Here is a 12,124-nt window from a genome sequence, read left to right as displayed (position 1 = left end):
GGCTGTAAGACTTTAGGATTGTAGGATTTTAAAGACATAAATCTTATAGTCTTACAATCCTACAATCTAAGAAGTCTATTCAGTTACTGTTTTAATAAATATATCGTTTACACTCGGAATTTTCTCTACAAAATGCGTGACTTGTCCGCGTTGAACCAAGGTGTTTAATAGTTCGTTTGGAGCGGCATTTCCGAGGTTGATTTCGAGTTTTAATTCGTCGTTTAATGATTTGAAGTCGGTTGTTGACAAGGTGAATTTTTGTGTTAAATCGTACATCAAACCTTCTACATTGTTGGTTAGAATTCCGACATCGTAACTGTTGGTTCGGTATTGTTTTTTTACATCAGTTAATTTACCTTCTATCAGTTTATTTGATTTGTGAATTAAGGCGATATGATCGCACATTTCTTCTACACTTTCCATTCGGTGTGTGGAAAAAATCACAGATGTTCCTTTTTTGTTGAGTTCGATAATTTCGTCTTTAATCAAATTGGCGTTAACAGGATCAAATCCGGAGAACGGTTCGTCTAAAATCAATAATTTAGGTTGGTGCAAAACGGTTACCACAAACTGTATTTTTTGCGCCATACCTTTGGAAAGTTCTTGAATTTTTTTGTTCCACCAACCTTGAATTTCAAGTTTATTGAACCAATAATCAAGCTGTGTTTTGGCTTCTTGTTTGGTCAAGCCTTTAAGCTGAGCTAAATACAAACACTGCTCACCTACTTTCATGGTTTTGTATAAGCCACGTTCTTCAGGCATATAGCCGATTACAGCCACATGCTCTGGTTTTAATGCTTCACCATCTAGAATAACTTCACCACTGTCGGGCATTGTTATCTGGTTAATGATTCGAATTAGAGAGGTTTTTCCAGCGCCATTCGGACCTAATAATCCGTAAATGCTGCCTTTAGGAACGGTTAGAGAAACTTCATTCAGCGCTGTATAATCGCCGTATTGCTTCACTACATTTTTTACTTCGAGGATGTTACTCATAGATATTGGTCAAAATTCAATGTGAATGTCAAAAATCAATGTCAAAAAATCAAATTGAATCTGATTATTAAAATTAATATTTTGATTGGCAAAAGTACGCAATTAGTAGTCGATTGAAACGAATTGTTACAAAAAACCCACCCTTATTGTGAAACAAGGATGGGAAAAATTGCTATGAAAAAGAAATTACTTGTTACCAAGTAATAGTCAAATGTAAAAATAATTTATTTACTATGAAAACATATCTTTAACTTTTTCAAAAAAAGATTTATCGCTCTTTTCTGGATGAGGGATAAAGTTAGCGTCAGTCAACGATTTCTCGAAGAATTGACGTTGTTCTTTTGTCAAAGTTTTTGGTGTCCAAACGTTTACATGAACGAGTAAATCACCGTTTCCATAGCTATTAATACTCGGAATTCCCTTACCTTTTAGACGTAAAATCTTCCCAGATTGGATTCCTTCTTCTAACTTAATTCGAACTTTTCCATTTACAGCTTCAATATCTTTAGAAACTCCTAATGCAGCTTCGGCAATACTAATGTATAAATCATAATGCAGGTTTTCGCCTTCACGTTTTAAAAATTCATGTTCAAGTTCTTCGATGGCCACAATTAAATCACCTGCAATTCCGTTTCCAGGCGCATCATTTCCTTTTCCTGAAACTTTTAATTGCATTCCATCGGTTACACCGGCAGGAATTTTAATTGAAACCGTTTCATCTTCCAAAATCATTCCGTGTGCATCAGCATTATTTGGTTTGCTTTCAATAGTTTGGCCTGAACCACCGCAAACGTTACACGTTGTAGCGGTTTGCATACGACCTAAAATAGTGTTTGTTACGCGCAATACCTGACCTTGACCGTTACAGGTTGAACACGTTTTGTAACGCACACCTGGTGCTTGAATTTTACGTTTTACTTTTACTTTTTTCTCAACACCATTGGCCACTTCTTCTAAAGTAAGTTTTACTTTGATACGGAGATTGCTTCCTTTCATTCGGCGTTGTCCACCAGAACTTCCTCCAAAGCCACTGAAACCACCTCCACCAAAAGCACTTCCGAAAATATCCCCAAATTGGCTGAAAATATCGTCCATATTCATGTGACCGCCACCGCCAAATCCACCAGCGCCATCAAAAGCTTGATGTCCATATTGATCGTAACGGGCTTTCTTATTTGGGTCGCTCAATACTTCATAAGCTTCGGCTGCCAATTTGAAATTTTCTTCCGCTTCTTTGTTGCCCGGATTTTTATCAGGGTGAAACTCGATGGCCTTCTTGCGATAGGCTTTTTTAATTTCTTCAGGAGAAGCATTTTTGGAAATGCCTAGTATTTCGTAAAAATCTTTTTTCATTTTAATCTCTTTATATTATTAATGGAATAAATTCCATTTTTAAAACGAGATAAATCCCGTTTCTAGTCCAAAGGTTGTACTTGGAAATTTTAATTTCCAAGTACAACCTTTGGAAAACGGATGATTTTGTCACCCAATTTATATCCTTTTTCGATTACGTCTACAATTTTACCTTTCAAATCGTCGGATGGTGCTGGAATTTGAGTAATGGCTTCAGCAAAATCGGCATTGAAATCGTCTCCCACTTTTACCTCAACTTGTTCCAATCCTTTAGAAATCAATGTCGATTTCAATTTTTCATGAATCAATTCAACTCCTTTTAACAACACTTCGTCTTCTGATTTAGAAATTTGAGTCATTGCTCTGTCAAAATCGTCTAAAACTGGCAACATCGCCTGTAGCACTTCTTGATTGGCTGTTTTGAACAAGTCGATTCGCTCTTTGGTTGTACGCTTTTTATAGTTTTCAAATTCGGCAAAAAGACGCAAAAATTTATCTTTTTCTTTGGCTAATTCTTCTTCTAACTTTTGCTCAACGGTTAACTCTTCTGCTGCCTCAACTTCAGGAACGGCTTGGTCTGTCGCGTTTTCTTCCGACTGATTTAAGGTTTCACTTTCGTTCTCAATTACTTCTTTTTCAGAATTTTCAGTATTCATTGTGCTCTTATTTTTAAAAATATTCTTGATGTTCATTTGTTGATTTTGGATTGCAAAAGTACTGCCAAATGTTTGAAAATGTCAAATTGTCATTGTTTTTTTTTGAAGATGTTTTGTTTTCTTCTTTCGAAGACGTTTTGTTATCCACCATCTGAAGATAGTGGAAATTTAATCTGCGATGTAGAAGATTAACCACTATCTGAAGATAGTGGAAATTCAATCTACGATAATTAAGATTTATTTTATGCAAAAGAAGTCTATTCTAGCCCCGATTGAAGCAAGTATCCTTTTTGTTACATCAGATTTTGAGTGCGAATTCTTTAGACAGTAAGGTGCTATTTTGAAGTGCACGTACTAACAAAAAGATACTGCGGAAAGCGGGACAACTGTTCTTAGAAAAAACTAAATGTCTGCTCCTAAAAATTTAATATAATTTTAAGACTATTACGATTTCGTATTCACTATATTTGAAAGTATAAAAGGTTTACGATTGGCTGAAAAGCTCAAGATATTATTAATTCAATGAAAAAAAGTTCCAACAAAATGTTGGAACTTTTTTTTATTTTATAAGGTCTTGTAAGGCTTTTTCGGGAGTGTCAAATTGAAAGTGAAACCCCAGCGAAGTAGCTCTTTTGGGGAGAATATTCTTGTTTGAAAACAATAAAATATGCATTTCTCCCAAAATCAATTTCATCACAAATTGGGGAATATTGGGTAAAAATAGCGGCCGTTTTAACCGTTTAGCAATGAGTTTGGTTAAGTCTTGATTATTGATAGAATTGGGCGCTACGGCGTTTATAATTCCTTCTGTTTTGCTTTGAATGACCCAATAATACAATTGAGCAACATCGGAAAGGTGAATCCACGATTGTATTTGCGTTCCCGATCCAAAACCCGAGCCTGCATACATTTTTATGGGTTTGATCATTTCGAGTAACGCTCCACCTTTTTCTGAGAACACCACTCCGGTTCGAAGTTTGGTTACCTTTATATTGAGGAGTTGAAATTGATCGGCGCTTTCCTCCCATTTTACAACAACATTACCGAGAAAGGAGTTGTCAATTTCTTTCGAGAATTCGTCGTAAACAGCCGAATCACTATCGGGATAAATAGCTGTTCCTGAAGCGGAGATGAAATGTTTGACTTTATTTTGGGTTTTCTTGACCAAATTAAATAATAAGTTGGCAGATAAAACGCGGCTTTCGATTAATTCTTGTTTGTAAGTGTTGGTCCAACGTTTTGAAATGGATGCGCCTGCAAGATGCACTATTGTATCAATACCTTCGATGCAATTTTCGTCGATTTTACCTTCGGCTGGATTCCAGTAGAACCCATAATAATTGGAAGTATTCTTAATTTTTTGAGGCGAAGTAGTCAAATAGTGCACAGTATGATTGTTTTGCAAAAGCAAATCGACCAATTCTTTACCTATTAAACCTGTTGCGCCTGTGATTAAAACTTTCATTATCGACTAAATTGTATACAAAGGTAAAACCTTGCTTTTAAAACAAATTGTTAATTGTATTGGGTTTAACTTTTGTTTACGGAGTTTTTAACTTTACCGTCCATTCAAAATCGAATACTGAAACCTGATCGCCTTTTTCATCAGTTCCGATGGATTGCATCCAAACGGTTTGACCTTCGCCAGTGGTAATAGTTTTTTGAATGGCTGCTTCGGATAAATTTCCGTCGTTGCACGTAAACGTAATTCTGCCCGTTGCTTTTTTGGTAAAAGTTGCTTTATTATTGGCCACTAACATGGAAACATTTTTGCCACTACTTTTTATTTGTGATACAACCAAAGCGCCAGTGGAAAGTTCAGCTGCCATGGCTTGAACAGCAAAATACATCGAATTGAACGGATTTTGATTGAACCATTTGTGTTTGACTTTAGTCACACAGACAGTATTAGAAATGGACTGAACTCGAACTCCACACCAAAATGCAGAAGGTAATTTAAAAAACAAAAATGTATTTAATTTGGAAGGAGAAAGTGTCATGAAGTATTGAATTTGTTGTAAATATAGTGAAATATATAGGTTTTGTCATGTTGTTACAAATGTTAAATAAATGTTAATATTCAGTACTTTGTATTGCAAGGTATCTTTTTTTAGCCTTATCTTTGTATAAGAAATTAATAGCTTATCTATAGTATTGTTAGTTTCGGAGTTTTAATCATCAATCAACACTGTTGTAAAAAAACAGAACTTAAATCAAATCAAAATGAGCACAACCAACGAAAGAAACGTTTCAACGGCAATTCACCTGAGTACTTTAACTCAGTATTTTATTCCGTTTGGGAATTACATTTTTCCAATCATCATTTGGAGTTCTAAGAAAAAGGATTCTGAGTTTATCGATGCCAATGGAAAACAAGTTTTGAATTTTCAATTGAGTATGTTATTGTACTCTCTTATATTATGTTTAATTGCAATTCCGATCATCATTTACGCCGTTTTAAAAAATGTAACATGGAACGAAATACTGAATGACAATCACCATCATTTTCATGAAATGACCATCGGACAATCAACTGGTTTCATTACACTGGCATTATGTGCGGTGGCCGTATTTGGATTCTTAAAGATAATGGAATTCATCTTAATCATTTATGCTTCAGTAAAAGCCTCCAATGGTGAACTTTACAAATATCCTTTAACCATACCTTTTTTTAAATAAAATCATCAAACAATCATCAAACAATCATCAATCAATCATCAATCAAAATGAACAGTTTAATTAAAAAACAAAAATCGAATTATGAACATTGAAAACACAAAAGCCCAGATGCGCAAAGGTGTTTTAGAATTCTGTATCTTATCAGTCTTAAGAGACAACGAAGCATATACTTCTGAAATATTAGACACCTTAAAAAACGCTAAATTGCTTGTAGTAGAAGGAACAGTTTATCCGCTACTGACACGACTAAAAAACGACGGATTATTAAACTACCGTTGGGAAGAATCAACATCGGGACCACCACGTAAATATTATGGTTTAACCGAATTAGGAAAAACATTTTTAACTGAATTAAATGGCACATGGACCGAATTGTCTGACGCCGTGAACATCATAACCAATCAAAAACAAAAATCATGAACAAAACAGTAAATATTAATATAGGTGGATTATTTTTTCATATCGATGAAGATGCATTCCAAAAATTATCAAGATACTTTGATGCAATAAAACGTTCCCTTTCTAATTCTTCTGGTAAAGATGAAATTATGAAAGACATCGAAATGCGTGTAGCTGAATTGTTTACAGAAAGACAAAAAAGTGACAAACACGTTATTAATATAAAAGATGTTGATGAAGTTGTTACCGTTATGGGACAACCCGAAGATTATCGAATTGATGATGATGGTGACGAGAAAACGCAAACTAATTTTTCAAGTCCAAGTGGAAAAAGAAAATTATACCGTGATCAGGACAAAGGTTTGATTGGTGGAGTTTGTACTGGATTAGGTCACTATTTTGGTATTGACGCTGTTTGGATTAAAATTTTCTTCATTATTTTAGTTCTTGCCGGATTCGGAACTGGTATTTTGGCCTACATCATTCTTTGGATTGTAACTCCGGCCGCTATTACAACGACAGAAAAATTAGAAATGACCGGAGAACCCGTTAATATTTCCAACATTGAAAGAAAAGTAAGAGAAGAATTTGAAAACGTTTCTAGCCGTTTGAAAAATGCTGACTTTGATAAAATGGGAAACCAAATTCGCTCAACAACTGAAAGTGCTGGTAACAAAATTGGCGATGCTTTAACTTCAATTTTCGGAGCATTAGCTAAAGTTTTAGGAGCGTTAATCATGGTGTTTTCAGCAATTTCATTGTTTGGAATATGCATCGCTGCAGTAGTTTTGATGTTTTCATCCTCATTACCAGAAAACACTATTTTCAATCATATCTCAACACCAATAGGTTTTGAAACTCCACTTTGGATTCAAGGATTATTATTCTTATTCGCTTTTGGAATTCCGATGTTTTTCATACTCTATTTGGGATTAAAATTGTTAATTACCAACTTAAAATCAATTGGAAGTATTGTTAAATATGGTTTGTTAGCCATTTGGGTTGTAGCTGTTGGGATATTAATTTCATTGGGACTAAAAGAATTTGGACAAATTGCTCACGACGGGAAAGTGGTGAAAAAAGAAATCATCAACATCAATCCAAACGATACATTATTTGTGAAATTCAAAAACAACGACTTTTACTCTAAAAATGTAAACGAACATGATGATTTTCGATTAACACAAGATGAAGCTGGCAATCCGATTATATATTCTAATGATGTACGTCTTGAAGTTATGATTACTGATGAACCAATGCCCTATTTACAAATTGAAAAATTAGCACACGGAAAATCTGGCGCAGAAGCCAAACAACGTGCTGAAAAAATCAAATACAGCTACAAAATTGAAGGCAATAAAATCATCTTAGACAATTACCTTTTAACTGAAATCAGACAAAAATTCAGAGAGCAAAATGTAGAAGTTTATTTGTATTTGCCTAAAGGAACAATTTTTAAAGCAGACAGCAGTGTAAAAAACTTTGATTATTCTGACGACAGTATATTTAACTTACACCACAGCGGAGAATACACCTATAAAGTTGCTGATTCTCAGATAAAATGTTTAAATTGCCCTGTAGATGAAAACGAGCACGGCGATATTGAAACTGAAGAAATCAATCTGATTGAAGAAACTGATAGCTCAAAAACCATTTCAATCAAAGTAAATGGAAAAGAGGTACAACAAATCAAAACAGGTAAATCAAGCTTAGAATACAGCGATAAAGAAGGTAAAATCATTAAAATCAATTAATCATGATCAAAATTATTGCCATTTGTACTAAAGTAGTTGTAAGTATACTGACTGCTTTACTCCTAACCTCATGTAGATACAATGTTGATTTAGGAGATGGAATTGACGGTAACGGTAATGTTAAAACCGAAGTAAGAACCATTAATGAAAAATTTGATAAAGTAAATTCCAATAGAGGCATTGAAGTTATTGTTGAACAAGACTCTACTGCAGAAGTTAAAGTGGAAGCCGATGAAAATCTACTCAAACACATCACAACAAAAGTAGAAAACGGAACCTTGGTTGTCTCTTCGGATGAAAATATTGATTCAGCCGAAAAAATGATTGTTCATGTTAAGACTGCCAAAATTAACGGATTGGAAGCTACAAGTGGTTCAAGCATCTCTACCAAATCAACAATTAAAGGAACTTCTATTCAGGTAAAAACAAGCAGTGGAAGCGAAATCAAAGCTTCGGTTGAATACGATAAAGTAGTGACTGAATCAACCAGCGGAAGTACTCTTACTATTTCTGGGAAAGCGCTCAATGTCACCACTGCAACATCCAGCGGAAGCACGACCAATGCAGGTGATTTATTGGCCAATGAAGTTGATTCTGAAGCCACCAGCGGAAGCTCAACGGATGTTCATGCATTAGTGAAATTAAATGCAAAAGCCTCTAGCGGTAGTTCAATTGATTATAAGGGAAATCCTAAAGAAGTCAAAAAAGAAGAATCGTCTGGTGGTAGCGTATCAGGAATATAAAAAAACAAGAAACATCTCAATGCAAATTGGGATGTTTTTTTTGGGGGAACGAATGGTTTGGCATTCTTGTGATCGCAATTCCTGCTTTTCGTCATGCGCGGCATTTCCTTCAATCAGGGTTAGAATGGCAAACTATTTGATAACAGTTACCAAGTTTAAACCAATATTTGTTAAATTTGCACTCTAATTTCAATGTATTAAAATGAAAAAATCCCTTTTATTAATAGCCTTATTCATTACCACTACAGTAGCGTTTTCACAAAAAAAAGAAAAAGTAAAAGGTTCAAAAATTGTAACCATCGAGCGCAAGCAAATCGAATCATTTGATGCCTTGGAAGTTTCTGATAATTTAGAAATTTTCTTAGTTAAAGGTTCGGAAAATTCTATTGAAGTCGAAGCCGACGATAACTTACATCAAGCCATTGATATTGTTTTAAACGGAAGTACGTTGAGACTTTCTACATTAAAAGACATCACATCCTACAAAAAATTGAGCTTAAGAGTTACGTATACAGATACTTTCAGAAGTATTTATGCCAAAAACGAATCACAAATTACTGCATTATCTGATTTGGAATTGGAAAACATTACTTTGAAATGCATCGATTATTCCAAAGCATTCATCAATGCTAAAACAACCAATTTTGAAATGCAATGCGACGATAAAAGCAAAATAGAACTGAATTTAAAATCGCAAAAAACAACCATAAGTTTGTCTAAAAATGCTAATTTAAAAGCATTGATTACCTCAACCGATTTGATATTTGATATGTACCAAAAAAGTGCTGCAACTATTGAAGGTGATGTTGAGAACATGAAATTACGTTTGGATAACAATGCCAATTTCATAGGAAGTAAATTAGCAACTAATATGGCAGATGTAACTACAGAAGCTTATACCAACGCAGCCGTTAATGTAAAAAACACTCTAACATTAAGTGCTTCTGCCAAATCAGAAGTTGAATTGTACGGCGATCAGAAAATCATTATTACACGCTTTGAAGACAGCGCCGTTTTGAAGAAAAAACCAACGAAATAAAAAATAAAAATCCCGACTACAAAATCGGGATTTTTATTTTACATTTCTTCGAAACTGCTTTTAATTAAAACTTCTCTAAAAATATATCTGTTATTATTTTTTTCACTTAAATCGACTAAAAAAATATGCTTTTTTTGGATTGCATAAAAAGTTTCCCTAAATCCATTTCTTAAGAAAAACTCAATATCTAGTAGAGTTTCTTTATTGCTTCTTAAAAAATTATTATCTAAAATTTTAATCGCTGACTCTTTGTTAATTTCAATATTATCAAAGTTTAGATATTTATCATTATAGAATGATATATTATGATTATCATTAAAAAATGTATATAACAATGTTGTATGATCAGATAATTTACTTAATTTCCCAATATCCACTCTCTCTTGATTGGATTGAGGGTTGAAAATAATATAAATTGTATCCTTGCTTTTTATACTCTCTAAATTTTGAGAAAAAATTAAAGAAGAATTTAAAAATAAAATATAGATTAAATACTTCATAATCAATTGCATGTTTTACTGAACTGGTTACCTCTAATTCTATAGAAATTAAAGTTATATAATTCACTTTCATTTGAATTAATTATTAAGTCAAATGTGTCTGTATTGTGCAAACCTTGCATCGAAAGATATTTATAAAAATCTTGCCAATTCCAATTAAAATTTTGACCATTAGAGTTTACATAAGAACCACTTTCAACGTATTGTATATGGTTTGGTGGTATTAGTAAATCTCTAATTTCAGCAAATATTGTTTGAAATGCTGGAAGCATAAAATCAAACATAAATGCGTGTTCACCTTGACTCAATCCACTAGTATCAACAAAACAATTATCCTGATAAAATAAACTAATTATTTCTTGAAAAGTATTTTGATTGATTTGTGGAATAGAGATTGTAAAGCTACAATTTATTTTTTTAATATTCAAATAAGCGTGAATACATTCATGCAAAATAGTTTTTGCAATTTCAATATTTGAATATGAATTATCAAGAATATTTGAGCTTATTTTAATTTTATTATAATAGTTACCATTATTACTAATTAATTGACATGTCCCCAATGGATATGAAACCACCCCAGTAGAACTTGTAAGACTTAAATTTTCAATAATTTCGAATTGAACGTTTATTTTATTATTATCTCCGAATGTATTCACAAATAAGTTTTTAAAACTTGATGACTGTAAAAGTTTTTCATAAACGCACCTAAACTTTCTTGCAACCGCTGTTGTATCTTGAACTTTAGAAATATCAATATTTGCTGGTGAATTTAAGGAAGTATTAAAGTCCAAATCAAGCTCAGGGTTATTAAGAGATTCACTAACAAAATCCAAAACTACATCCTTACTTTCTTGAGAAACACTATGCAACTCTAAATAATCTACAATATCTGTATTATTATTAACAATTATATATTGTTCATCACTCAAACTATACAAAAAATTCAATACATCTAAATCTTCACTCAAAGAACTTCCGCCTCCTGGTGTAGTCGAACCTAAAAATGAACTTGGTGGTGGAGCTAAATAATATGAGCTAGGATTATTTGGACAAACAATATAAGAAATAATTTCGTAATAGCCATCGTTTATATGACCACCTTCACATGGAACTCCTGGTGGATGGTCTCCTCCATTTGAGCAATTGTGTTGGATTATTTCTACATTATAATAACATGCTGCATCCGTAATGGGTTGTGGTTCTGAATCAATAAAATCAGTTTACGCTCTTATTCCTTGTTCCAAATCAAGTATTTGAACTCTACCAGTAAAATTTTCAACATCTAAAGTTGTAATTGCTGCATCTGGAATGTATTTTGAAAATCCTGCCTCTTCAACTGCACCAGCCTTTTTAATCACAAAATAGAGGAAGTAAGGCTTTTCGTTTGTGTAATTATTTATGAGAAGTGAATAGGTTACATATTCATTCTCTTTTGTCAGTTTTTCAAATAACAACTCATAAGCGTTTCTTGCTTCCGTAAAACTAACTTGTTGTTTAACATCATTGTTGATGAATTGCCTGATAGCTGGATTTTCAATTTCATTCAGTACTTGGGTAAAACTAACTCTTTCTGAACTCACTTTTATTTGCTTACTCTGTTTAATGGGTTCGTCATACAATTCTTTATCACAACTCGAAAAGAAAAAAGTCAAGATGACAGTGGAAATAGTAAATATACTTTTTAAAGTAGTCTTCATAATTTATATGGTTTATAAATTTTAAAAAAGAGCGTAGAAAAAACCTAAATACTAGTTTCTGAGGGCTTACCAAGAATCAAAACAACTACGAAGAGGAATTCCTCTGGAGAAGATAGTATTCCCACTTTACTTCTGTGTAATAATCCGTAAATTTGGTGACTTCATAAAAATGAATTTAAGAGCAAAAACACTCAATATATTTTAGTTTAAATAAGAACGTAGTAATACTAATGTTGTATCCAATGTAAATGTTACACTATTTAAAGCATTATAAAAGAGGGAAAACACCCTTTTTTAGATTAGTT

General features: G+C 33.1%; 13 protein-coding genes. 5 read left to right on the top strand and 8 right to left on the bottom strand.

Going from position 1 to position 12,124, the window contains the following annotated elements; genetic code table 11:
- Window positions 1–75: 75 nt before the first annotated feature.
- The 5 genes from VK161_RS00660 to VK161_RS00640 form a co-directional block, all read right to left on the bottom strand.
- Window positions 76–996, bottom strand: a complete 921-nt coding sequence (locus tag VK161_RS00660) for an ATP-binding cassette domain-containing protein (protein WP_324212813.1) — start codon at window positions 994–996, stop codon at window positions 76–78.
- A 231-nt stretch (window positions 997–1,227) separates the two neighbouring features.
- Window positions 1,228–2,349, bottom strand: coding sequence for a molecular chaperone DnaJ (dnaJ, locus tag VK161_RS00655; protein WP_324212812.1), 1,122 nt, complete (start codon window positions 2,347–2,349; stop codon window positions 1,228–1,230).
- Window positions 2,350–2,438: 89 nt separating this feature from the next.
- On the bottom strand, window positions 2,439–3,041 hold the full coding sequence (locus VK161_RS00650) for a nucleotide exchange factor GrpE (protein WP_324212811.1): 603 nt from the start codon (window positions 3,039–3,041) through the stop codon (window positions 2,439–2,441).
- A gap of 523 nt (window positions 3,042–3,564) precedes the next feature.
- The gene (locus VK161_RS00645; RefSeq protein ID WP_324212810.1) at window positions 3,565–4,470 is read right to left on the bottom strand and encodes a TIGR01777 family oxidoreductase; all 906 of its coding nucleotides are present in this window, start codon (window positions 4,468–4,470) and stop codon (window positions 3,565–3,567) included.
- A 76-nt stretch (window positions 4,471–4,546) separates the two neighbouring features.
- Entirely contained in the window at window positions 4,547–5,005 is a 459-nt protein-coding gene (locus tag VK161_RS00640) for a DUF4442 domain-containing protein (RefSeq protein ID WP_324212809.1), read from the bottom strand.
- A gap of 223 nt (window positions 5,006–5,228) precedes the next feature.
- On the opposite strand from VK161_RS00640, the gene VK161_RS00635 reads away from it, so the two are divergent.
- From VK161_RS00635 to VK161_RS00615, 5 genes are all read left to right on the top strand, one after another.
- Complete coding sequence (locus VK161_RS00635) at window positions 5,229–5,684, top strand: DUF4870 domain-containing protein (RefSeq protein WP_324212808.1); 456 nt, start codon at window positions 5,229–5,231, stop codon at window positions 5,682–5,684.
- Between the two features lie 81 nt (window positions 5,685–5,765).
- Complete coding sequence (locus tag VK161_RS00630) at window positions 5,766–6,104, top strand: PadR family transcriptional regulator (protein WP_324212807.1); 339 nt, start codon at window positions 5,766–5,768, stop codon at window positions 6,102–6,104.
- Window positions 6,101–7,837, top strand: coding sequence for a PspC domain-containing protein (locus VK161_RS00625; RefSeq protein WP_324212806.1), 1,737 nt, complete (start codon window positions 6,101–6,103; stop codon window positions 7,835–7,837). The genes VK161_RS00630 and VK161_RS00625 overlap by 4 nt, the downstream gene beginning before the upstream one ends.
- Window positions 7,838–7,839: 2 nt before the next feature.
- Entirely contained in the window at window positions 7,840–8,580 is a 741-nt protein-coding gene (locus VK161_RS00620) for a head GIN domain-containing protein (protein ID WP_324212805.1), read from the top strand.
- Window positions 8,581–8,782: 202 nt separating this feature from the next.
- Window positions 8,783–9,619 (top strand): GIN domain-containing protein, encoded by an 837-nt coding sequence (locus VK161_RS00615; RefSeq protein WP_324212804.1) that lies wholly within the window; start codon window positions 8,783–8,785, stop codon window positions 9,617–9,619.
- Window positions 9,620–9,657: 38 nt separating this feature from the next.
- Here VK161_RS00615 and VK161_RS00610 read toward each other — a convergent pair whose 3' ends face one another.
- The 3 genes from VK161_RS00610 to VK161_RS00600 form a co-directional block, all read right to left on the bottom strand.
- A complete protein-coding gene (locus VK161_RS00610; RefSeq protein WP_324212803.1) occupies window positions 9,658–10,119 on the bottom strand; it encodes a hypothetical protein in 462 nt (153 codons plus the stop codon).
- Window positions 10,120–10,121: 2 nt separating this feature from the next.
- Entirely contained in the window at window positions 10,122–11,090 is a 969-nt protein-coding gene (locus VK161_RS00605) for a SprT-like domain-containing protein (RefSeq protein ID WP_324212802.1), read from the bottom strand.
- 252 nt (window positions 11,091–11,342) lie between these two features.
- Entirely contained in the window at window positions 11,343–11,819 is a 477-nt protein-coding gene (locus VK161_RS00600) for a hypothetical protein (RefSeq protein WP_324212801.1), read from the bottom strand.
- Between the last annotated feature and the right edge of the window lie 305 nt (window positions 11,820–12,124).

The sequence above is a fragment of the Flavobacterium sp. genome, assembly GCF_035299245.1.
GTDB lineage: Bacteria > Bacteroidota > Bacteroidia > Flavobacteriales > Flavobacteriaceae > Flavobacterium.
Note: the sequence above shows the minus strand (reverse complement) of the source record. Positions and strands in the feature narration are given on the sequence as shown.

Excerpts from the sequence above, each read along its gene's own strand:
- VK161_RS00640 (WP_324212809.1), bottom strand. The coding sequence starts at position 5,005 with ATGACACTTTCTCCTTCCAAATTAAATACATTTTTGTTTTTTAAATTA.
- VK161_RS00660 (WP_324212813.1), bottom strand. The coding sequence starts at position 996 with ATGAGTAACATCCTCGAAGTAAAAAATGTAGTGAAGCAATACGGCGAT.
- VK161_RS00635 (WP_324212808.1), top strand. The coding sequence starts at position 5,229 with ATGAGCACAACCAACGAAAGAAACGTTTCAACGGCAATTCACCTGAGT.
- VK161_RS00650 (WP_324212811.1), bottom strand. The coding sequence starts at position 3,041 with ATGAACATCAAGAATATTTTTAAAAATAAGAGCACAATGAATACTGAA.
- VK161_RS00600 (WP_324212801.1), bottom strand. The coding sequence starts at position 11,819 with ATGAAGACTACTTTAAAAAGTATATTTACTATTTCCACTGTCATCTTG.
- VK161_RS00625 (WP_324212806.1), top strand. The coding sequence starts at position 6,101 with ATGAACAAAACAGTAAATATTAATATAGGTGGATTATTTTTTCATATC.
- VK161_RS00615 (WP_324212804.1), top strand. The coding sequence starts at position 8,783 with ATGAAAAAATCCCTTTTATTAATAGCCTTATTCATTACCACTACAGTA.
- VK161_RS00630 (WP_324212807.1), top strand. The coding sequence starts at position 5,766 with ATGAACATTGAAAACACAAAAGCCCAGATGCGCAAAGGTGTTTTAGAA.
- VK161_RS00645 (WP_324212810.1), bottom strand. The coding sequence starts at position 4,470 with ATGAAAGTTTTAATCACAGGCGCAACAGGTTTAATAGGTAAAGAATTG.
- VK161_RS00610 (WP_324212803.1), bottom strand. The coding sequence starts at position 10,119 with ATGAAGTATTTAATCTATATTTTATTTTTAAATTCTTCTTTAATTTTT.
- VK161_RS00620 (WP_324212805.1), top strand. The coding sequence starts at position 7,840 with ATGATCAAAATTATTGCCATTTGTACTAAAGTAGTTGTAAGTATACTG.
- dnaJ (WP_324212812.1), bottom strand. The coding sequence starts at position 2,349 with ATGAAAAAAGATTTTTACGAAATACTAGGCATTTCCAAAAATGCTTCT.